This window comes from Sorangium sp. So ce295, from assembly GCF_051527405.1.
GTDB lineage: Bacteria > Myxococcota_A > Polyangia > Polyangiales > Polyangiaceae > Sorangium > Sorangium cellulosum_B.
In genome coordinates this window covers 4,725,415-4,746,313 of record NZ_CP150324.1, presented here as the reverse complement: position 1 = coordinate 4,746,313, position 20,899 = coordinate 4,725,415, and the positions used below count along the sequence as shown (strand labels likewise).

Here is a 20,899-nt window from a genome sequence, read left to right as displayed (position 1 = left end):
AAAAAAATGGATTCCTCCCTCTTACCGTTTCTCGCTCCCCGCCTCCCCGCCTCCCTGTGAAATTCTTGCTTTTTCTCGTGGTTTCAACCCGTTTGTCGCTCTAGCGGAGCGGCGCGCCTGACCAGGAGGCTTCCCCGGCCCAGCGACGTCAGGAGCGCTCGGCTCGCCGTCTCAGGTGCTTCGCCAGGAACGCGTAGATCTCCTTGCGTGACGCGACGGCGGCGGGCGTGTCGATCCGGTTGAACGCGTGCCCGCCCGGGGCGTCGGCGTAGATCCTGTGCTCGAAGCGCTTTCCCGCTGCCTTGAGCGCCTGGATCAGGTGCTCGACTTCGAGCACATGGACGTCCCGATCGTTGGTCGTGCCGTGGATGAGCAGCGGCGCCGAGATCTTGTCGACATGGTAGATGGGCGAGCGCCGCTGGTACTCCGCCACGTCCGCGTGGGGTGTCTTGCCGATGTGATAGGGCGCAGAGAACAGATCCCGATAATCCTGGGTCGAGTAGCCGAGCCGCGCAATGAGATTGGTCACCGGCACGCCGGCATAGACCGCCTTGAACATCTCCGGAAAGCGCTCGGCGGCGAGCAGGGCAATGAGCCCTCCGTGGCTCCAGCCGATGATTCCCACCCGGTCCGGGTCGACGAAGGGCAGCGCGGCGACGGCCCAGTTCCTCCCCTCGACGATGTCGTCCACTTCGAGCCCGCCGTAGTCGATGGCCTTGTGATACGCCTCGCCATATCCTGTGGAACCCCGGTACTCGGGGGCGATGACCACGTATCCCTGCAGCATCAGCTCGCGGACGATGTGCGCGCTCTGCGTGTCGAAGCTTGCGTGCACGCCGCCGTGCGGGAACAGGAGGACCGGGTGCTTCAAGGACCTGTCGAGCCCTCGCGGCACGAATACATAGGCCCAGAGCACGAATGGGTGTCGAGCGTTGGCGATTCCGTAGGTCTCTTCGCCCCTCGGGTCGGGCGGACCGGTGTACCTGACCTTGTCGATGACGGCGATGTCCCCCACCTTGTGGAACCAGAGCACGTCATCGGTCTTCTTCTGCTCCACGTCACGCTCGAAGGCGGCGTTCTCCAGCTTGCCGGCGATGGCGTCGATCTTCCTCGAGAGGCGCTCCTCGCCCGCGGCCGCGTCGGCGGCCCTGGTCACGGGGGAAACGGACGAGATCACGGCGAGTGCAACCATTCGGGCGAGCGTGTGGCGAGTCATGACGAGCCTCCGTGGACGTGCAGTGGCGCAGCGGGGTCCTCGGGAAGGCATATAGAGCGCAGGGCGCCTTTTGGGGACTGCGCCGTCGCTCGCGAGCTCCCGGCACGCCTGCCGGGGGATGTCACGTATCGCCAGTGCTGTTTGCACCGGCGCGCTGGTCCTCGCTCTCTCGCGCCTCACGGAGCTCGTAGTGCTGCGCTCGGGCATCGAAACGCGCGAGGATCTGGCGCGCCTTCGCTGGCACGTACGCGCTCTCATGGTCCTCCCCGGCGAACGCCTTGACGGCCTCGATCGAGTCGAACGACATGATCGTGACGAACTCGACCTCGTCCCCGAGCGGGCGCCGGAGCAGCTCGATGCGGCGGAAGCCTCGCACCTGCTTCGCCAGGATTCCCGGGAAGATCTCTGTCTTCAACAGGGCCTCGTACGTGTCGGCGTTCTCCGGGGTTGTCCAGCCGTGCCAGATCCGTTGAATCATGCGACCTCCTGCAAGCGAGCGCGGGGGGAACCGAGTCCGTGGTCCGCGCTGCGGGCCACATCCGTTTATCAGGTCACGATGACTCGAGGGAACCAAGGATGCGCTCGAGGTACGCGACCGGGTCCTCGCCCGACGGACCCTGCAGCTCAGCGCACGAGCGCCGCCTCGCCTGCGTGCCCGAGTTCGCCGTCGGCAGCGAGCCGGCGCCCGAACCGCCGGGCGAGCAGCGTATCCAGCGAGAACCGTCCCGGTCCCGCGCCGAGGAGGAGGACCGCGAAGGCGATGAACAGCGACGCGAGCTCCGAGGACCCTGATCCCATGGCGCTCCGGCCGCCCGCGCGCACGAGCCACGTGGGCAGACCGCCGAAGGGGAGGCCGGGCCCCGCGTCGACGCCCTGCACGGTCAGACGGATGAACGGCTCGCCGGCGGGGACGTGAGCTACCGCGATCCCCACGATCATGGTCACCCCGATCCCGGCGGACGCGAGCGGCGTGGCCAGGCCCAGGATCCAGGCGATGCCGCCGCCGAGCTCGGCGAAGGCGGCGAGCGCCTGGAGCCATCCCGGCACGGGGCCCGGACCCATCCAGCTCGTCGCGGCCATCATTTTCGGCGCCCCGTGCAGGGCCATGGCGGTGCCGGCCACCAGGCGAGCGAAGAGCAGGCCCGTCGACGTGGAGCGATCGAGCGCGCGAGGGAGAAGAACTCTCAGCATCCGGTCCATGGTCATGATTCCTCCGCCGCCGGCGCTTGCCGGGATCGGCACGTCACCGCGGCTCAGGCGACATGGATGCACCCGATCCGGGCGCGTGATAACGCACCCGGCGCTTGAAGGACCTTTGCGCGATCCTGAAAGATGGTGGAGCCCGATGGACCGCTTGACCAGCATGGCCGTGTTCACGAAGGTGGTCGCGACCGGGAGCTTCTCGAAGGCCGGGCGCGAGCTCGGGCTGTCCCCCGCCGGGGTGAGCAACCACATCCGCGCGCTCGAGGACTGGCTGGGCGCGCGCCTCATCCACCGGACGACGCGGCGGCTCAGCCTGACGGAGGCGGGCGAGGCCCTTCACGAGCGCTGCGCGCGCATCCTCGCGGAGGTGGAGGAAGCCCAGGCCGCCGCCGGCGCGCTCCACGAGGCGCCGCGGGGCCGGCTCAGGATCTCGGTGCCCATCACCTTCGGGATGCGCCACCTCGCGCCGGTGATCACCGATTACCTCCTCGCGTATCCGGAGGTGGCCGTCGACGTCTCGCTGAACGACCGCAAGGTCGATCTGCTCGAGGAGGGCTTCGATCTCGCCATCCGCATCGGCGCGCTCCCGGACTCGAGCCTGGCCGCTCGCCGCATCGCGCCGAGCCGCTCCGTGCTCTGCGCCTCACCGGCCTACGTCGAGCGCCGCGGCGCGCCGGCGGAGCCGGCCGACCTCGCCCGCCACGAGTGCCTCGAATACACGTACCGTGCGACGCCGGGCCAGTGGCGGTTCCGCGGGCCCGGCGGCGAGGAGGTGTCCGTGCGCGTCCAGGGCCGGCTCACGGCGACCAACGGCGAGATGCTGCGCGTCGCCATGCTGAGCGGGCTGGGCATCGGCGTCGCGCCGACGTTCATCACGGGCGAGGACCTCGCCGCAGGCCGCCTGGTCCCGCTGATGCCCCGCTACGCGCTCGAGGAGGTCGGCATCCACGCCGTCTACCCGCAGGGGCGGCACCTCTCGGCGAAGGTCCGGACCTTCATCGACTTCGTCGTGAGCCGCTTCGGGCAGGAGCCCGCGTGGGACGCCTGGGCGCAGCGCGGCGCGGCCGCCCCGGCGCAGCCGGAGCGCAGGAGGGAGCGGCGGCGATGATGTCTGTGGTCACCGAGCTCTCGCGAGGAGGGACGCCACCGCGCCGCGGTCAAAACGAGCGGGGTGACCAGGCCTCCGCTCACCTCGGCATCGCGGAGATCGGGTATGATCCTCTGTTGCGCTCGTGGCGGGTCCCCGCAGGGACGGCCGCCCCCTCCCCTAACTCCTTACGAGGTCCTACCATGTCCACCATCGGTCGTTGCCATCGCGGTCTGCGCGCGCTCCTGTCCTTCGCTGCGCTGACGGCTGCCGGCTGCGCTTCTGCGCCGGAGCCCGCGGACGATCCGCTCGACGAGGCGGCGCTCGAGGTGCACGCGGTGCCGTCGTCGGCCGGCCATCACGCGAAGAAGAAGAAGTGCCGCCGCCACGTCGGCGTCCACGCGGAGTGGTCGTCCGTGGCGCCGCTGCCAGAGGCGCGAGAGCGGCACATCGCCCTGCTCATGCCGGACGGCAAGGTGTTGGTCGCCGGCGGCAGCGGCGATTACCCCTACCCCACGACGGTCGACTTCTACAATCCCGCCGCTGACACGTGGACGCCCCGTCACACGCTGCCCTACCCCATGTCCCCCGTGGGCGCGGCGCTCCTTCAGGACGGCAGGGTGCTCTTCAGCCCAGGCGGGCTTGTCTACGATCCGATCACGGGCACGACGGCGAGCGTCCCGCTCACGCCCGGCGAGGCGGCCCGTGGCTGGGAGTTCGCCTATACCGCGCTCACCCTCCTGCCGGACGGGCGGGTATTACGCACGGGCGGCAGCGACGACGACAGCACCCTCAAGGAGGCCGTGCTCTACGATCCTGCCACGAACACGTGGTCCAGCGCAGGGTCGATGTCGGTGACCCGCTACCTGCATACGGCGACGCTGCTCCAGGACGGGCGCGTGCTCGTCGTCGGCGGCTACACGTTGAACGGCAACGAGATGCCCCAGGGCCGCACCAGCGTGGAGATCTACGATCCGGCCACGGGCGCCTGGACGGCGGCAGCGCCGACGAACCTGCCCCGCATGCAGCACAAGGCCACGCTGCTGCCGAGCGGGCGTGTGCTGGTGGTCGGCGGCGGCGGCAGGATCTACGGCGGCACCGAGGAGGAGATCGAGGTCCTCGTCGATGCCGGCGAGACCGCCGAGATCTACGATCCCGCGAGCGACACGTGGACGTTGACCGCGCCGCCGAACTTCCTCCACACGTGGGCGTCCGCCGTCGCGCCCATGTCCCATGGCCGCGTGATGGCCGTCGGCAGCGACGGCGCCGAGATCTACAAGGAGGCGAACGGCAGCTGGACCCCGATCGACGAGCCGATCCAGAGGGGCTTCCCCACCGCGACGACCCTGCAAGACGGCTCGGTCCTCATCACCGGCGGGTATGACGCGACGTACTTCAGCAATCCGCCGACCCTCGCCAGCGTGGAACGCTACGGGGGCTGCAAGAAGAAGCATTGATGCGCGCACGCCGCCTCGTTCCGCTCGCCCTCGCGTGAGGAACGAGGCGGCCTATCTCACGCCTCGCGCTCGCGCCCGTCGCGGCCGTGCCAGCAGGAGACCTCCAGCCTGTCCCCCAGCGGGATCTCCACCGACCCGTAGCCGCTGCCCGCGCCGCGCACGTACTCCAGGTACGGGCGCAGGTCATCCGGCGCGATGTCGAGATCGTCCGCGACGATGAGCGCGCCCCTCCGCAACCGGGGCTCGAGCATCCGGAGCACCGGCAAATAAAGGTTCTTCCATCCGTCCAGCAGGACCAGATCGATCGGCCCCTCCACGTCCCGCAGCGTCACCAGCGCGTCTCCCTCGCGGATCTCGACGAGATCGCCGAGCCCGCTCTCATCGAGGTTCTGCCGCGCCCGCCGCACCTTCTCCGGGTGCAGCTCGCTGCCGATCACCCGCCCGCCGCCGCCGTCGCGGATGGCCGCGGCCAGGAACACCGTCGAGATCCCGAACGACGTGCCGAACTCCACCACCGTGCGCGCCCGCGCCGCGAAGGCGAGCAGGTGGAGCAGCCGCCCGACCTCGCGGGAGACCGGCAGATACGCGTCGGCGAGCGTGTGGGCGAGCGTCTCGGGGTCGGGTCTCGGGCCGAGGCGCTCCCAGTCGGCGCGGACGCGGGCGATGATGCCCGGATCGCCGCTGTCGGCGTCCTGGAAGAGGCGGTCGAGGGTCCTTTGAACGCGCGGCGAATCGAGCGTCGTGCTCATGATGGCATGTCTCCTCCGGGCCGGCACGGGCGACGGCTCCCCTGCCCTCGCGGCTGCCCTTGTCGACACCGAACTTGCGCCCGAACAGACATGACTTCCAGTGCATGTACGGTAAGTTATTGCTGCGTCCCATGCACTCCATGGATCTGAACCTGCTCGTCGCGCTCGACGCGCTCCTCGAGGAGGAGAGCGTCCTCCTGGCCGCGAAGCGGATGCACCTCAGCCCCTCGGCGATGAGCCGCACGCTCGCGCGCGTCCGCGAGGCCGTGGGCGACCCGATCCTCGTTCGCGCCGGCCGGCGGCTCGTGCCCACGCCGCGCGCCGCGGAGCTGCGCCCGCGCGTGCGCGCGGTGGTCGCCTCGGCCAGCGCGGTCCTCCGCGAGCGGGGCGCGCTCGACGTCGCCGCGCTCACCCGCAGCTTCGCCGTCCGGACCAGCGACGGCATGCTCGGGCTCGTCGGCGCCCCGCTCCTCGACGCGCTGAGGGCCGAGGCCCCGGGCGTCACCGTCCGCTTCCTGCCCGAGGGCGACGAGGACGTCGCCGCGCTCCGCGAGGGCCGGATCGATCTCGACCTCGGCATCATCGGGGACATGGGCCCGGAGATCCGCGTGCAGGCGCTCGTCAGGGACCGCTTCGTCGGCGTGGTGCGCCGCGGCAGCCCGCTCGCGTCCGGCAAGGTGACGCTGGAGCGGTTCGTCGAGCACGCCCACCTCGGCGTCTCCAGGCTGGGCAAGACCTGGGGCCCCATCGACGAGACCCTCAAGAAGAAAGGGCTCGCCCGGACCACCGCGGCCGTGGCGTCAGGCCATTACGCGGCGCTGTGCCTCCTCGCCAGCTCCGACCTCGTCGGCGCGTTCCCGTCGAAATGGCTCGCGCACGCCGCCCCGCGCTTCGATCTCGTCACGTTCCCGCTGCCCGTGACCACGCCGGCCATCACCATCTCGCAGGCGTGGCACCCCCGCTTCGACGCCGACCCGGCGCACCGGTGGCTGCGCGACCGGCTCCGCCGCGCCTGCCGGTCGCTGGCGGAGTTCAGGGCGTAGCCGCGCCCGACCCGGCAGCGCCGATTCGGGGCGTGTGAACGTCGATCATGTCGACCGCGTCGACCCGTGAGCGAGCAGCGCTGTGACGTGAAGGCGATCCCCTTCGACACATGAAAAGATGCCGGGATCACGCGACTTTTCCAGAAGAGCCGGATCGCGGTTGTCACGGTGTCCTCTCACCCCGAGGCAGGCCCGGCAGTTGGGACTTGACGCCTCCGAGCGGTTGGATTTCCTTCTCGCCCATCAGCGTCATCACGTGGACGTCGCCAGCGATGTTCACGCCGAGCGCGTCCTCAGAGGATGCGAGCTCGAACACGAGGATAGCGATGAACTTGCGAATGCTAACGTCTCCCGTCGCATCGGCATGGTTTGCGGTCACGGTGATCGCCTGCGCGCCCAGCAACCAAGGCACCCAGGTCGGCTCGCCCGATCCGGCGAGCTCCACGAACCCGGCCGGCAGCGCCGCTCCGGCCAGCACCGCAACGCCGAGCGGCGCGGCCCAGGCGCCCGCCCCGGCGGAGCCCGCGCCCCTCGGTCCGCCGCTCAAGCCCGCTGCCAAGGGAGCGTTCGTCACGGGGGAGTACCGCAACCTGTTCGCCGAGCTGGGACACAAGCCCGAAGAGATCGACGCGAAGATCGCGAAGGCCTACGAGCAGCTGTTCCACGGCGATCCCAAGGAGCAGGCCGTCCTGTTCCCGGCGGGAAAGAACGCGAACGGCCCCAAGGCGTACATCATGGACATCGGCAACAACGATGTCCGCTCCGAGGGCATGTCGTACGGCATGATGATCGCCGTGCAGGTCGATCGCAAAGACGACTTCGACGCGCTGTGGAACTGGGCCAAGTCCCACATGTACCGCGCGGATCCGAAGCACCCCGGCTTCGGCTATTTCTCGTGGCAGATGCGCCCGGACGGCACGGCCATCGACGAGAATCCGGCCCCGGACGCGGAGGAGTATTTCGCCACCGCGCTGCTCTTCGCGTCCAACCGCTGGGGGAACGGCAAGGGGATCTACGACTACAAGAAGGAAGCCTTCGCCATCCTCGACGCGATGAAGAACCGGAAGCCGATCACCGGTCCGGTCAACAAGGACAAGCGCAAGACGACGCTGCACTCGCTCTTCAACACCGAGCACAAGATGGTGCGGTTCACGCCCGACGCGGACAACTTCGCGAAGAACGGCGATCACACCGATCCGTCGTATCACCTGCCGGCGTTCTACGACATCTGGGCGGCCTGGGGCCCCGAGGCGGATCGCGCGTTCTGGGCCGAGGCGGCCAAGGTGAGCCGCGATTACTTCGTCAAGGTGACCCATCCGAAGACCGGGCTCGCTCCGGATTACGCCAACTTCGACGGCACCCCCAAGGCTGCCTCCTGGGACGCGGGGACCGCCAACTTCCGTCAGGACGCGTTCCGCACCGCGATGAACTGGTCGGTGGACGCGGCGTGGTGGGCGAAGGATCCGCGGCAGACCGAGCTGAGCGATCGCCTCCTCGCGTTCTTCGAGGCGCAGGGCCCCAAGTACAAGGGCAACTTCACCCTCGAGGGCAAGCCCACCGTCGACTACGACTCGCTCGGGCTCGTGTCGGCGAACGCCGTCGCGGCGCTGGCCGCGACCCATCCGCGGGCCTGGCGCTTCGTCGAGGAGCTCTATCAGCGCGAGGCGCCCACCGGCAAGTGGCGGTACTACGACGGCATGCTGTACACGATGTCGCTGCTGCACCTGAGCGGGAAGTTCCGCATCATCACGCCGCAGGCGCAGGCCGCGGCGCCGGCTGCCGCTGCGAAGGCGCAGGCCGCGGCGCCGGCTGCCGCTGCCGCGAAGAAGTAGCTCGGCAGGCGTGGGGGGCGCTCGGGATCACGCCGGTGCTCGCGGGCGCCCGACGCCGACCCTCACAAGGCATGTCCCGCCGGGAGGTAGCGTTCCCGGACCTGCACCGCGTCGCAGCGGGCCTGGAATAGCAATCACGTTGAAACCCGGAGAATTTTCACAGGGAGGCGAGGAGGCGGGGAGCGAGAGACGGCAAGAGGGAGAAAATCATTTTTTCTTTTCTTCCTCCCCGCCTCCCCGCCTCCCTGTAAAATTCTTGCTTTTTCACGTGGTTTCAATCCGCTTGTCACTCTAGCCCGCGCCCCCCGGATCACCGGGCGACGCCGCGGAGCTCCAGCTCGCCTCCCGGTGAGCGCGCCGCGACCACCGTGATCGTCGCAGAAGCCGACGGCCCGAACAGCTCGAACGCCGAGAGCCCGGGGACCTCGGCCGCGGGCGCCGAGAGATCGGCCGGCCTCCGCCGCAAGGACGCATTGCTGTCCGCGGGCCGCTCCACCCACTCGATGAGCTCGCCGCGGACCTCGGGGAGCACGTACGGCAGGCCCGACTGCTCGATGCTCGCGGCCAGGGCGTCGCCGTCGGCAAGAGCGGTGATGTCCCCGATCCGCAGATCGAACTGCTCGTACTTGGGCTCCGGATGAAACGGCGCCCATTCGAGATAAGCTACTACCCTCTCTCCGGCGCCGAGCATCGGGAAGGACTGTTTGCCTTCCCGGGATCGCGTAACAGCGCGCCTCGTGCGCCGGTCATAGACCACGATGTCCGCGAGATCGCGCTCGTCCTCGTCGAAGCGGCCGTCGGGATCCTCGGAGAAATCGGCGAAGGCGACGTGCGTCGCTGAGACGTCCGGGAAGCGCTGCTGCCCCGGGCCGGACGCGATCGGGACCGCCTCCGCCTGGCCGATCTCGTACAGGAAGACGTCCGTGTCGCCGCTCTCGTCCGCGGTCAGCCAGCCCGTCAGCACCACGGCGTCTCCCGCCACGCGCGGCTCGCCCGCGTGATGGAACGGGCCGCGGATCGTCTGCGTCTCGCCCCCCCGGCGCACGCGCACCACGCGTGCTCCGTTGTCCGTCGCCTCCCAGACCACGACGTCGCCGGCGAGCGCAGGCCGGCGGGGCGTCTCGGCGGCCGGCGCGAGGAGGAGCTCTTCGCCCGTACCGAGATCACGCAGCCTCAGGGCGCCGCTCACGTCGCCAGCCTCGCGCGGCGCGACGTAGGCCAGCAAGCAGCCGTCGATCGCGTAGGGCGGAGCGCCGGGAGCCTGCGGGTCGCCCGAGTCGACGCTCGAGGCGAAGACGGCGACGCCATCGGCCGCGGAGGCATCACACGCAGCGGGCGAGGGCGGCTCGGCGGGGGCGCCGCCTCCGCCGTCCGGCAGGTGCGCCGGCGCTCCGTCGACGGCCGCGGGCGAGCAGCCCGCGACGAGCAGCGCGAGAGCGAACCGCCCGCTCCATCCACGGCGAGCGCTCGGCCCTCGATGGCAGGGGCGCGGGGAGATCGGAAAGGCCGTTTCTCCTGCCGCGCGGCCCTGTCGGCGCTCCTCCTCGAGCCTCGATGTGTTCAGTGCTCCGGAACCGCTGCCCTTCATAAGGAGTCCTCCACGACTGCGTTTGATTGCCTCTCTGTCAGCGGCGCCTTCACGAGGGGATTCACTCCGCTTTCCTCTGCGACCCGGAGGGAGCGCGCATGCCGAGGCGCGCCATCCGCTTCTTCAGACCGTGGCGCGTGATGCCGAGACGCTCGGCCGCGCGGCTGATGTTGCCGCCGGTCTCCGCGAGCGCGCGCCGGATCGGCTCGCGCTCGTCGTCCTCGGCCAGCGCGTGGCGCGCCTCGCCCGAGCTTCCCCGCCCCGCGGCCGGCGGCGGGACGGGTCCGGCCATCGGCGGCCGGGTCGGCGACGCGGGTAGCTCGGCGGCGTCGGGCGCCCGGCGCGCGCTCGCTCGCGGCGCGCTCGCCCGCAGCGCGCTCGCCCGCGGCGCGCTCGCCCTCACCCCCCGCGGGAGGTGCTCCAGCTCGACGCGGCGCACGCCGAGCGCGGCCAGGCGCTGGACCAGGTGCGCGAGCTCCCGCACGTTGCCGGGCCACGCGTAGGCATCGAGCGCCGCGAGCGCGCGCGGCGCGATCTCGATGGGGGCGCCCGTCCGGGCCAGAACCCCGGCGAGCAGCAGCGGCACGTCGCCCTCCCGGTCGCGGAGCGGCGGCAGGTGGATCTCGATGGCGTTCACCCGGAAGAGCAGGTCCTGCCGGAACGCCCGCTCGGCGGCCGCCTGCGCGAGATCCCGGTTCGTGGCCGCGACGATCCGCACGTCGAACGGCCGCTCGTCGTCGCTGCCCACCGGGCGATAGCGCCGTGACTCCAGCGCCCGCAGCAGCGCCGCCTGCCGCGCGAGCGGCAGCTCCCCCAGCTCGTCGAGGAAGAGCGTGCCGCCCTCGGCCCGGGCGAGCAGGCCGGGGCGCGCGCGCTCGGCCCCCGTGAACGAGGCCCGCGCGTGGCCGAAGAGCTCCGCCTCGAAGAGCGCGTCGGGTACGGCGCCGCAGTTGATGGCGACGAGCTCGCGCGAACGGCGCGGGCCGAGATCGTGGAGCGCGCGGGCGAAGAGCTCCTTGCCCGTGCCGGTCTCGCCCAGGAGGAGCACGGGCAGATCGCTGTCGATGGCCGCGTCGAGGCGCGCGAGCGCCCGGCCCAGCGCGGCGCTCTGGCCCAGGATGTCGGGGAAGCTCCTCCGCGGCTGGGCCGCGGGCACGACGGTCGTGTCGGCGCGCCGGAGATCGGGCGCGGGCTCCGCGAGCGAGGCGAGGCAGGGAGGCGCCGGGCCTTCGCGGCGGGGCTCTTCCGGCGCGCCGGGGCGGGCGAAGAGCCGCAGGAAGAGCCCCGCGAGCGACGCCCAGCGAGCGGCCCGCGCCTCCGTGACGGCGTCGAAGCACGCCGGGCGGAACCGGTGCTCGATCACGATGAGCGCGCGCGGAGGCCCGGGGAGCGCCGGGTCTGGCGAGGCCGCGCTCGCCGCCAGGGCGCGCGCGCCCATCGAGGCGTGGCCCGCGCCGACGCGCAGCACGAGCCGCGAGCCGCGGCCGCCCGGCGTCTCCACGTCGCGCTGGTAGTGGACGGGCGCGGCCTGGCTCAGCGCGAGCTGCGCCAGGTCGGGCGCGATGCGCCGCGCCGCCTCGGCGATCTCCAGCCCGTCGAGGTCGGCGCCCCAGGCCGCGACCACCCGGCCCTGCTCGTCGACCACGGCGAGCAGCGCGCGCTCGGCCCCCGACTGCTGCACGAGGGCGCGCGCGAGCCCGACTGCCGCCTCCGCGGCGCCGTCCGCGGTCGCCACCGACGCGAGCCACGCCCAGAGCGCGTCGTCCTCTCCGCTCGCCGCCGCCGTCATGCCTGGGCCAGCATACGCGCCGCCCGCCGCCGCCGGTGCCCCCTGCGCCGCCGGTGCCCCCTGCGCCGCCGCCGGTGCCCCCTGCGCCGCCGCCGGTGCCCCCTGCGCCGCCGCCGGTGCCCCTTGCGCCGCATGCGCGCCGCCCCGCGCCGTCGCCGCGGCCGGCGCTCGACGTGCTGCGCCCGGCCGCGCCGAGCGCAGCACGTCGAGCGCCTGCGCCTCCACCTCCGCGAGCATCGCCGCGCGCGCCCGCCGCGCGGCCCGGATCGCGCCCCGCGCCGCCCGCCGGGGCTCCGCCGGCAGCTTGGTGAGGTACACCTGCGCCTCCGCCACCTGGGCCCGCGCGTCCACCAGCGGGTCGTTCGCCCGCACGCCCGGGTCCAGCGCCGCGAGCGCCGCGAGCGCCCGCCGCCCGTCGCCGTCGAGCAACGCCACGTTCGCCCGCGCGATCACCAGATCGGCCTGGATCGCCGCAGGGAGCGACGCCGCGAGCGCCCACGCCTCCTCGATGCAGCGCTCCGCCGCGCGCGCGTCGCCGCGGCGCACCTCGATGTCCGCGCGCGCCGACAGGCACCAGCCGCGCCCCGCCACCTGCCCCAGCGATCGCGCGAGCCGCATCGCCTCGTCGAGCGCGCCGAACGCCTCCTCGTAGCGCGACGCCTTCCCGAGCGCGATCCCGAGGTTCATCAGGCACGAGCGCATGCCGGCGCGGTCCCCGAGGGTCCGCTTGACCGCGAGCGACGCCTCGAACGTCCGCACCGCGCCGTCCACCTGGCCGCGGTACAGGGCGACGATGCCCGCGTTGTGGTGAAGCCGCGCCACCTCTTCGACATCGTCCACGCCGTCGGCGCGCTCGCCCGCCGCGGGCAGCTTCGCCTGCGCCCCCGCGAGCCACGCCTCCGCCTCGCCCCAGTCGGCGCGCATCAGCGCCACGAGCCCCAGCGTCGACAGCGCGAACGCCTCGGCCGTCCCGCCGCCGAGCCGCCGCGCCGCCGCGAGCGCCGCGAGCGCCTGCTCCTTCGCCGCCGTCGCGTCTCCATCCCGCGCGCGCTTCTCCGCGCGCCGCCGCAGCGCGAGCACGAGCACCCGCTCGTCGCGCTGCGCCGCCTCGTCGAGCCACGCCACGACCTGCGGGTGCGCCGCGCCCACGCCCGCGTCGCGCGTCAGCCGCTCGAGCCTGCAGAGGAGCGCCGGGGTCCTCCGGTCCGCGTCCTCGCCGAGCGCGAGCAGCGCCTCGATCTCCTCCGACCGCAGCCCGGCCTCGCGCGCCTGCGCCGCGGCCCGCTCGTGGAGCTGCGCGCGCCGGGCCTTCGTGCACGGCGCCGCCGCCGCCGAGAGGAGCGCCGACGCAGGCGCGCCTGGATCCGCGAGCAGCGCCGCGGCGACCTCCTCGGCGACCTCCGGCGTGGCGAGCGCCGCGGCGAGATCCCTCGCCAGGGCGGGAGCGGACAGCGTGGTGAGCGCGCCGGCCGCCGCCTCCCGCCGCGCGATCAGCGCGCCCGCGAGCAGCTCGCCCAGGGCTCGCTCGCCGGAGGCGCCCGGCTGCGCGCCACCCCGCGCGTACACCCGGCCGCCGCGCCCGAACCCGAGAGCGCAGCGCGCCTCGGGCAGGGCGCCGCCCGCGATGGCGATCGCGGCGAGCGTCGCGCAGGCGTCGGCCGACAGCTCGCGCACGCGCTCGATCGCGGTGTCCTTCGTGAGCGGCACGCGGCCGAGCGACGCGAAGAGCCACCCCGGGTTCTTCCCCGACGCCACGGCGGCCTCGCGCACGCTCGCCTCGTCGTCCACGCCGAGCGCGCGGCACAGCGCGCCGAAGCTCGCGTCGCCGAGCGGCCCGAGCGCCACGCACGCCGCGCCCTCGGGCGCGCTCCGGGCCGTCGCGACCACCTCGATCGCCGCGCCGCCGGGCGCCGCCGGCCGGCACCGGTACGCGTCGAGCGCGGCGCGCAGCTCGGCCGGGGCCTGATCCAGATCGTCCAGCAAGAGCAGGAGCGGGGGCCCGTCGCCGGGCGGCGTCACGAACGGCGGCGCCCGCTCGGCGCCCCGGAAGAACGCGATGAGCCGCTGCAGGAGCGGGTCGGCCTCGCGCGGGAACGCCACGTACCTGGCGCTCCGCCCGGCGAGCAGCGCCCGCGTCACGAGCTCGCGCCCGAGGTGGCTCTTGCCGGCGCCGCTCGGCCCCGTGACGTAGCGCACGCGGCCTGACGGTGACGGCGCCTGCTGCAGCGCCTCGAGCTCGCGCTCCCGCCCGATGGGCGCGGGCGGCGTCCCCACGGCGATGCCCGCCTCCGCGGCCGCGACGCCGAGCTGCCGGAGCACCTCGCGGGCCTCGGCAGGGCGGTCTCGCGGGTGCAGCGCCAGCAGCGCCTCGATCACCTCGGCCACGCTCGGCTGCACCCACGACGCGGCGTCGCGCAGCGGGCGCCGCGCGCGAAGGGGCCCGGGCGGGCGGCCCGCGGCCGAGCACCACGCGAGCGCCCCCAGGCTGTAGAGGTCGGACGCGGCCGACGGCGCGCCCCCGGCGAGCAGCTCGGGCGCGGCGAACGCCGAGGTGAACGCGACGGCGCCGCCCGGCGCGCGCGCCCTCGACACCGCCGCCCCCAGGTCGAGGAGCACGGCCTCGGCGCCGCCCCCGCCGAGGGGCCGCATCCGGACGTGCGCCGGCTTGAGATCGCTGTGCACGAACCCCGCGTCGTGCAGGGCGGCGAGCGTCCTCGCGACGCCGGCGAGCACGCCCGCGAGCCGCGCCGGGCGCTCGCCGGCCGGGGCCCCCTGCACCCACGCCCCGGCGTCGTCGCCGGCCACGTACTCCTCGACGAGGAAGGGCGCTCCCGTCCGCTCATCCCGCCCGAGATCGTGCGCCCGCACCACGCCGGGGACGCGCAGGCGCGCGAGCAGCGCGAACTCGCCGAGCAGGGTGTCCTCGCGGAAGGCGCCCTGACGGAACACCTTCGCGACGAGCTCGCGCCCCCGCGCCTCGCGGTCGATCACGCGCCCCACGACGCCCTGCGCCCCCTGCCCGAGGATCTCGCCCGGCTCGTACCGAGCATGGGCCACGAAGGGCTCGCGCCGCGGGGCGTGCATGGCCGAGAGGTTACTCGCGCGCGGCGCTCGCCGTCGCTCCGGCTGCGATGCGGGCGAGCAGGGGCTGGCCGTACGCGGGCTCGCCGAGGAGCGTGAGCGCGCGGCGGAGGCGCGGCTCGGCGAAGCGCCCGAGATCGTCGAAGTGGCGCTCGGCGTCCCCCGCGAGGGACGGATCTGCGAGCCGCCTCGCCGCGCCGACGTCCGCTGCCTCCATCTCGGGCGAGAGCACCTCGACGCGGAGCATCATGACGCGCACGACATCGGCAGGCATGGGAATGATGTCGATCGGGATCGAGGCGTCGGTCCACGCCTCCGGAGCGAGGTAGAGCACCCGGACGCCGGGCGTCCGGAACCACTGGCGCTTCCAGGTGTTCACCATGGCGACGGCCTCGTCGTGGTACAGGCCGGTCGCGTCGAGGGTGTCGATCATGCTCGCGCCGAGCGACTCGACGAACTCGTCGAGCGGCGGCGCTCCGTCGAGCGAGGGGGCGCGCTCGACGAGCGTGCCGCCCGTGGCGATGCCCTTGGGGTGGGCGACGAACGCCCCCGTCGAGGCGCCGACGTTGAGGACGAAGACGGCGCCGATCGCCTCGTCGAGGGTATTCTCGGCGGAGATCGCCCCGCCGGTGCCGGCCGTCACGCGGACGGGCAGGTCGAAGTTGCCGAGCCCTCGATAGAACAGGAAGCGCTCGTGCTGGGGCGCCTCCATCGCGCCGGGCACGCCTGCGATGCGGAGCGGGTTGGCGCCGACCTGGCGCGCGTGCGCCCACGTGAACCGATCGAGCGGCGCCTCGGGCAGGGGGATATCGCTGTCGCGCCCGAGGACCTCGATGTTGCTCCACTCGAGGAACCCGCGCGCGTTCGGGCCGTAGATCTCTGAGCACATCGGCGAGCCAAAGGGGAAGTCGGGGTCGAACGCCGGGTCCGCGTACGTCGTCAAGTCAGCAACGCTGCCGGGCGCGATGATGGGCGGGTAAAACTGGCGGACGGCGGGGTACCACTGCGTGAAGATCCCTTTGGGGAACCCTATATGGACATGCGCGTCGAGCGGCTCCTCGGCGTAGAAGTAAGTGACCGGCGTCTCCATCTTCACGTTGACGCTCGTCGAGATCGAGCCATCGAGCGTGCCGGCTCCGAGCCGGTCATAGACGAAGGCGGGGAGGTCCTCCTCTTCGTGGTGCAGCCCCGGTTGAAGCGAGCCGTCGGAGCCGACGACCACGGTGTCGGTGCCCCATTCGTGGACGATGAAGCCCTTGCCGGGGTACGCGAGATCCGGCGCCGAGGGCACCGCGGGCGCGGCCTGCTGGCCGGAAGGGGCGCCCTCGTGGGGCGCTGGAGCGGCCGGATCGGCCGGGGCGTCGCCGGTCGAGCTGCCGCCGTCGGCCGTTCCGGCGCACGCGGCGAGCAGGGTAGCGAGGAGCATGGGAAGCGTGAGGCGGTGGGATGTCGGTTCGGTTACCATGGTAAGGTCTCCTGCCAGCCCCTGAAGCAGCTCTCGGGCCATCGCGCCAAGTCATTGAATTTCAATGGATTGCGCGCGTCGCACCGGGGCGGTTACCAGGGGACGTGGTAACCGGGACGGCGGGGTGACCAGGAGCTGGTAACCATGGACGACCGGCCGAGCGAGGAGTAAGGCGGGCGGTTGAAGTGAAACGCATGGCCACTTTGCCGATCGCCGACCGCTGGTTCGAGATCACGCGCGTCAGCGATGACATCACGCTGCTGATCGAGCCGCACGTGGTGCCGCTGATGCGCTGCAACATCTGGCATGTGCGCGGTCGCGATCGCGACCTGATCATCGACACGGGGTTGGGCATCGTCAGCCTGCGGGAGGCCATGAAGCACCTGCTCGACAAGCCGGTGACGGCGGTCGCGACCCACACCCACGCCGATCATGTGGGCAGCCACCATGATTTCGAGCACACCTTGGTGCACCATCTCGAGGCGGAGAACCTGCGCTCACCGACCGACCGCGGCACCTTGCTGGCCTCGGTGATGGGCGCCGCGACAATTCGCAAGCTGGGCGACGCTGGCTATCCGATCGAGGGCGATGTGATCACCGCCCTGCCCTACGCGGAGTACGACATCGCAAGCTACGCCCTGCATGGCGCGCCGGTCACGGAGGTCGTCGCCGAAGGCGACGTCGTGGATCTCGGCGACCGTCACTTCGAGGTGCTGCACCTGCCCGGTCACTCGCCGGGCAGCATCGGTCTGTGGGAGGCGGCGACCGGGACCTTGTTCTCGGGCGATGCGATCTATGACGGGCCGCTGCTGGATGAGATCGAGGGCGCAGACATTCCCGCTTACGTCCGCACCATGAAGCGGTTGCGGGAGCTCCCAGTGCAGATCGTGCATGCAGGCCACGACCCCAGCTTCGGCCGGGCACGGCTGATCGAGCTGGTCGATGCCTACCTGGCGAAGCGCGCCTAGAATACCGAACACGTTGAAACCCGGAGAATTTTCACAGGGAGGCGAGGAGGCGGGGAGGAAGAAAGAATGAATTTCTTTCTCTTGCCGTCTCTCGCTCCCCGCCTCCCCGTCTCCCTGTGAAATTCCTGCTTTTCTCGTGGTTTCAACCCGTTTGTCGCTCTAGCGTGCGCCGGCAATGCAGGCGATCGTCGAGGAGGGTCGGCTGCCCCGTCGCTTGACAAAATAGAACGGTCGTTCTATGCAGTCGAGGTGGCGAAAGGTGAAGATACCCGGCAGGCCATCCTGGCCGAGGCGCTGGCGCTGGCGAGCGAGGTCGGGCTCTCGGGCGTGACCGTCGGCGCCCTGGCCGAGCGCGTGAAGATGTCGAAGAGCGGCCTCTTCGCGCACTTCAGCTCCAAGGAGAACCTGGACGTCGCCATCCTCGAAGAGGCCAAGCGCCGCTTCGTCGACCTCGTGGTCGCGCCCGCGCTGCGCGAGCCGCGCGGTGAGCCGCGCGTGCGCGCGCTCATCGATCGGTGGTTCGTCTGGACAGAGCAGGACTTCATGCCAGGCGGCTGCGTCTTCCATGCCGCCGCGGCCGAGCTGGACGACAAGCCCGGTCCGGCGCGCGACGCGCTCGTCGCGTCGCAGAAAGACTGGCTGGCCACGCTCGCCACCGCCGCGCGCATCGCCGTCGAAGAGGGCCACTTCCGCTCGGACCTCGACCTTTCGCAGTTCGCCTTCGAGGCCTATGCCATCGCGTCCGGCTCCCACGCGCTCAGCCGCTTGATGCCCGACAACGCGTCGGAGCGCCGGGCCCGCGCCGCCTTCGAGAGGCTCGTGACCGACGCCCGGCGCTCGCCCCGCCGCTCTGCCTGATCCGTCTCGCAATCCCCCGAGGAGGTCCCCCCATGCAGGAAGCCAATCAGGTCCATTCGTCGCCCACTAATAGAACGATCGTTCGTACTGATCCGCGGCAGGTCCTCCTGCGCGGTGGGCTCCGGTTCGGGTTCAAGCTCCTCAACAAGGCCGCGCCGGATCTGGCCTCCCTGGCGGCCGAACGGCTGTTCCGCTCTCCGCGCCGGCACGCGCGCCCGGCCTGGGAGGAGGAGATCCTCGCCGGCGCGGCGCGCTTCTCGCTGCCGTGGGGCGCGGAGGCGCTGCCCGCGTGGTCGTGGGGGGACGGGCCGACCGTGCTGCTCGTGCACGGCTGGGAGGGGCGGGGCAGCCAGCTCGGCGCGTTCGTGAGGCCGCTCGTGGAGCTGGGCTTTCGCGTGGTGACGTTCGACGCGCCGGGGCACGGCGATGGGCCGAGCCGGTCGGCCACGCTCGTGGAGCTGGCCCGCGCGGTCACCGTCGCGATGGACGAGGTCGGGCCCGTCCACGCCATCGTCGCGCACTCGCTCGGGAGCGCCGCGACGACGTATGCCCTGTCCCGCGCGGCGTCCGTCCGGCGCGCGGGCGCTCCGGCGCCGAGGCTCGTGTTCATCGCGCCGCCGCTCAGCGCGGTCCGCTACACCCAGCATTTCGCGAAGCTCCTCGGCATCGACGAGGCCGTCCGGCGCCGCATGGTCGCCCGCCTGGAGGCGCGCTACGGGGTGCCGCTCACGGACCTCGACGCGCTCTCTGCGGCCCCGCGGATGAACGCGCCGCTGTTCGTCGTGCACGACCGCGACGATCGCGAGGTGTCGTTCGAGGCAGGCGCGGCGCTCGCCGATCGCTGGCCGGGCGCGCGGCTCATGTCGACCCGCGGCCTCGGCCACAGGCGCGTCCTGCGCGCGCCGGAGGTGATCGCCGAGGTGGTCGAGGTCGTGACCGGCACCCCGTGGCCGGTCCGGACAGGGCTCGAGACGTGCGAGCTGGAGCGCGAGCTGTTCGAGCGCGACCGCCGGCGCGTGGTGTGACGTGGAGAACGCTGTTCATCGGCGCCTCGATCCCGCGTCGGGCATCAGGCACGCCTCCAGCGTATCGCAGATCCTCGACAGCTCTTCGCTCGTGTGCGCCGCGAACCCGAAGCGGAATGCGGGCACGGCCCCGGCCGCGACATGAACGGACCCCGGGGTGAGGGCCAGGCCGCGTGCGTGCGCGCGCTGGACGAGCTCTTCCGAGGTCAGGTTGCGCAAGCGCATCCAGAGCGCCAATCCCCCGCCGGGCGGGTCGCACTCGATCGCGGAACGCAAGGGCGGCCTCGACGCGAGCTGCTCCAGCAGGTGGTCACGACGCTGCCGGTAGAGCTGCCGGGCGCGCCGCGCGTGACGCTGGATCTCGCCGTCCTCGATGAGCTCGGCCACGGCGCGCTCGAGGGCGACATCTCCCTGACGATCGAGCAGCTCACGGACCGCCCTCAAGCGCGCGACAACGGACCTGTCCGCGATGATGTACCCGAGCCGCAGGGCCGGAGCGATGAGCTTCGAGAGCGACGCCACGTAGATGCAGCGCGACGAGAGATCCTTGGTCGCGGCGAGGGGGAGCAGCGGCGCGCCCTCGAAGTGGTACTCGTAGTCGTAGTCGTCCTCGACGATGTAGAGGCGAAACGACTCGCAGATTCGTCGCAGGTGCATCCGACGCTCGGCCGACATGGCGACGGTCGTGGGGTAGTGATGGTGAGGCGTCACGTACACGGCCTTGAGGCGCCCCTTGAGCTTCCTGGCGTGCGCCTCCAGCTCCTCCGTTCGAAGGCCGTGGGCGTCGACCGGCACATGAACCACGTCGGCCCGGGCGAGCTGGAACGCGCGCCATGCCGGCGTGTACCCCGGGTGCTCGACGGCGACGACATCCCCGGGCTCCAGCATCGCCAGCGCGAACAGGCTCAGCGCGCCCTGGCTGCCGCGCGTCAGGACGACCTCCTCCGAGGAGCACGACAACCCGCGGGCGTGATTGACGAAGCCCGCGAGAACCTCCCTGAGCACGGGATCGCCCGCGGCATCTCCGTAGCCGAGGCCCGTCCGCGCCAGCGCTCGGAGAGCGCGCCGCTGCGCGCGCGCGAGCTCGTCCACGGGCGCGATCCGGGCGTCCGGGATCCCGTCGTTCACCGCGATCATGGCGCCGCGGCGCTGGGCGACGACCGGTTCGACCGAGCGGCGGCCCTCGGCGTCCGCGACGGCGAGCGTCGGAAGGTTGAGCGCGACGCGGGTGCCGCGCGCGGGCAGCGCCTCGAGCCACCCCTGGGCCACCAGCTCGTCGACGGCAGCGACGACGACCTTCCGGTTCACGTCGAGCTGCGCCGCGAGCGTCCGGCTGCCCGGGAGCGTTGAACCCGGCAGCAGCCGCCCGCGCTGGATCTCTTGAACGATCGCCCTGCTCAGCTGGGTCTGCCGCGGCACGGACGCGCCGTCGTCGAGCACCAGGTCGAAGCGCCAGGGCCGACCAGCTGGACCCGTCGAGATGTTCGTTCTGGAGCCTGTCATGGGTCCAGCTTCGCGCTATCCCCTCTCCTGCGCAA

General features: G+C 72.2%; 16 protein-coding genes. 7 read left to right on the top strand and 9 right to left on the bottom strand.

The features are described from left to right. Window positions 1-148 precede the first annotated feature (148 nt). From WMF11_RS17915 to WMF11_RS17905, 3 genes are all read right to left on the bottom strand, one after another. A complete protein-coding gene (locus WMF11_RS17915; protein WP_437978304.1) occupies window positions 149-1,177 on the bottom strand; it encodes an alpha/beta hydrolase family protein in 1,029 nt (342 codons plus the stop codon). 160 nt (window positions 1,178-1,337) lie between these two features. Then, window positions 1,338-1,694, bottom strand: a complete 357-nt coding sequence (locus tag WMF11_RS17910) for an antibiotic biosynthesis monooxygenase family protein (RefSeq protein WP_437978303.1) — start codon at window positions 1,692-1,694, stop codon at window positions 1,338-1,340. Between the two features lie 146 nt (window positions 1,695-1,840). Then, complete coding sequence (locus WMF11_RS17905; protein WP_437978302.1) at window positions 1,841-2,416, bottom strand: DoxX family protein; 576 nt, start codon at window positions 2,414-2,416, stop codon at window positions 1,841-1,843. Window positions 2,417-2,561: 145 nt separating this feature from the next. Here WMF11_RS17905 and WMF11_RS17900 point away from each other — a divergent pair, with 145 nt between their 5' ends. Further along, window positions 2,562-3,527 (top strand): LysR family transcriptional regulator, encoded by a 966-nt coding sequence (locus tag WMF11_RS17900; RefSeq protein WP_437978301.1) that lies wholly within the window; start codon window positions 2,562-2,564, stop codon window positions 3,525-3,527. A gap of 182 nt (window positions 3,528-3,709) precedes the next feature. Next, window positions 3,710-4,963: a Kelch repeat-containing protein gene (locus tag WMF11_RS17895; RefSeq protein WP_437978300.1), complete on the top strand. Its 1,254-nt coding sequence runs from the start codon at window positions 3,710-3,712 to the stop codon at window positions 4,961-4,963. A gap of 56 nt (window positions 4,964-5,019) precedes the next feature. Here WMF11_RS17895 and WMF11_RS17890 read toward each other — a convergent pair whose 3' ends face one another. Further along, window positions 5,020-5,712 carry an O-methyltransferase gene (locus WMF11_RS17890; RefSeq protein WP_437978299.1) on the bottom strand — a complete coding sequence of 231 codons (693 nt, stop codon included), beginning with the start codon at window positions 5,710-5,712 and terminating at the stop codon, window positions 5,020-5,022. A gap of 131 nt (window positions 5,713-5,843) precedes the next feature. Here WMF11_RS17890 and WMF11_RS17885 point away from each other — a divergent pair, with 131 nt between their 5' ends. Continuing rightward, complete coding sequence (locus tag WMF11_RS17885; protein WP_437978298.1) at window positions 5,844-6,755, top strand: LysR family transcriptional regulator; 912 nt, start codon at window positions 5,844-5,846, stop codon at window positions 6,753-6,755. A 163-nt stretch (window positions 6,756-6,918) separates the two neighbouring features. Here the strand turns inward: WMF11_RS17885 and WMF11_RS17880 are convergent, their stop codons facing one another. Continuing rightward, the gene (locus WMF11_RS17880; protein ID WP_437978297.1) at window positions 6,919-7,134 is read right to left on the bottom strand and encodes a hypothetical protein; all 216 of its coding nucleotides are present in this window, start codon (window positions 7,132-7,134) and stop codon (window positions 6,919-6,921) included. 1 nt (window position 7,135) lies between these two features. Between WMF11_RS17880 and WMF11_RS17875 the strand changes: the two genes are divergently transcribed. After that, window positions 7,136-8,587, top strand: coding sequence for a glycosyl hydrolase family 8 (locus tag WMF11_RS17875; RefSeq protein WP_437978296.1), 1,452 nt, complete (start codon window positions 7,136-7,138; stop codon window positions 8,585-8,587). A gap of 310 nt (window positions 8,588-8,897) precedes the next feature. Here the strand turns inward: WMF11_RS17875 and WMF11_RS17870 are convergent, their stop codons facing one another. From WMF11_RS17870 to WMF11_RS17860, 3 genes are all read right to left on the bottom strand, one after another. After that, window positions 8,898-10,175 carry a hypothetical protein gene (locus WMF11_RS17870; RefSeq protein ID WP_437978295.1) on the bottom strand — a complete coding sequence of 426 codons (1,278 nt, stop codon included), beginning with the start codon at window positions 10,173-10,175 and terminating at the stop codon, window positions 8,898-8,900. Window positions 10,176-10,236: 61 nt separating this feature from the next. After that, the gene (locus WMF11_RS17865; protein ID WP_437978294.1) at window positions 10,237-15,048 is read right to left on the bottom strand and encodes a sigma 54-interacting transcriptional regulator; all 4,812 of its coding nucleotides are present in this window, start codon (window positions 15,046-15,048) and stop codon (window positions 10,237-10,239) included. Between the two features lie 10 nt (window positions 15,049-15,058). Next, the gene (locus WMF11_RS17860) at window positions 15,059-16,471 is read right to left on the bottom strand and encodes a hypothetical protein (RefSeq protein WP_437978293.1); all 1,413 of its coding nucleotides are present in this window, start codon (window positions 16,469-16,471) and stop codon (window positions 15,059-15,061) included. A gap of 233 nt (window positions 16,472-16,704) precedes the next feature. Between WMF11_RS17860 and WMF11_RS17855 the strand changes: the two genes are divergently transcribed. From WMF11_RS17855 to WMF11_RS17845, 3 genes are all read left to right on the top strand, one after another. After that, window positions 16,705-17,478 (top strand): MBL fold metallo-hydrolase, encoded by a 774-nt coding sequence (locus tag WMF11_RS17855; protein WP_437909574.1) that lies wholly within the window; start codon window positions 16,705-16,707, stop codon window positions 17,476-17,478. Window positions 17,479-17,727: 249 nt separating this feature from the next. Then, a complete protein-coding gene (locus WMF11_RS17850; RefSeq protein WP_437978292.1) occupies window positions 17,728-18,336 on the top strand; it encodes a TetR family transcriptional regulator C-terminal domain-containing protein in 609 nt (202 codons plus the stop codon). Window positions 18,337-18,368: 32 nt separating this feature from the next. Continuing rightward, a complete protein-coding gene (locus tag WMF11_RS17845; protein WP_437978291.1) occupies window positions 18,369-19,361 on the top strand; it encodes an alpha/beta fold hydrolase in 993 nt (330 codons plus the stop codon). 15 nt (window positions 19,362-19,376) lie between these two features. Here the strand turns inward: WMF11_RS17845 and WMF11_RS17840 are convergent, their stop codons facing one another. Then, on the bottom strand, window positions 19,377-20,864 hold the full coding sequence (locus WMF11_RS17840; RefSeq protein ID WP_437978290.1) for a PLP-dependent aminotransferase family protein: 1,488 nt from the start codon (window positions 20,862-20,864) through the stop codon (window positions 19,377-19,379). Between the last annotated feature and the right edge of the window lie 35 nt (window positions 20,865-20,899).

What these genes read in the sequence shown, in the direction of transcription:
- WMF11_RS17910 (WP_437978303.1), bottom strand. Translation starts at nt 1,694, where the DNA reads ATGATTCAACGGATCTGGCACGGCTGGACAACCCCGGAGAACGCCGAC.
- WMF11_RS17905 (WP_437978302.1), bottom strand. Translation starts at nt 2,416, where the DNA reads ATGGACCGGATGCTGAGAGTTCTTCTCCCTCGCGCGCTCGATCGCTCC.
- WMF11_RS17900 (WP_437978301.1), top strand. Translation starts at nt 2,562, where the DNA reads ATGGACCGCTTGACCAGCATGGCCGTGTTCACGAAGGTGGTCGCGACC.
- WMF11_RS17895 (WP_437978300.1), top strand. Translation starts at nt 3,710, where the DNA reads ATGTCCACCATCGGTCGTTGCCATCGCGGTCTGCGCGCGCTCCTGTCC.
- WMF11_RS17890 (WP_437978299.1), bottom strand. Translation starts at nt 5,712, where the DNA reads ATGAGCACGACGCTCGATTCGCCGCGCGTTCAAAGGACCCTCGACCGC.
- WMF11_RS17885 (WP_437978298.1), top strand. Translation starts at nt 5,844, where the DNA reads ATGCACTCCATGGATCTGAACCTGCTCGTCGCGCTCGACGCGCTCCTC.
- WMF11_RS17870 (WP_437978295.1), bottom strand. Translation starts at nt 10,175, where the DNA reads ATGAAGGGCAGCGGTTCCGGAGCACTGAACACATCGAGGCTCGAGGAG.
- WMF11_RS17865 (WP_437978294.1), bottom strand. Translation starts at nt 15,048, where the DNA reads ATGCACGCCCCGCGGCGCGAGCCCTTCGTGGCCCATGCTCGGTACGAG.
- WMF11_RS17860 (WP_437978293.1), bottom strand. Translation starts at nt 16,471, where the DNA reads ATGCTCCTCGCTACCCTGCTCGCCGCGTGCGCCGGAACGGCCGACGGC.
- WMF11_RS17855 (WP_437909574.1), top strand. Translation starts at nt 16,705, where the DNA reads ATGGCCACTTTGCCGATCGCCGACCGCTGGTTCGAGATCACGCGCGTC.
- WMF11_RS17845 (WP_437978291.1), top strand. Translation starts at nt 18,369, where the DNA reads ATGCAGGAAGCCAATCAGGTCCATTCGTCGCCCACTAATAGAACGATC.
- WMF11_RS17840 (WP_437978290.1), bottom strand. Translation starts at nt 20,864, where the DNA reads ATGACAGGCTCCAGAACGAACATCTCGACGGGTCCAGCTGGTCGGCCC.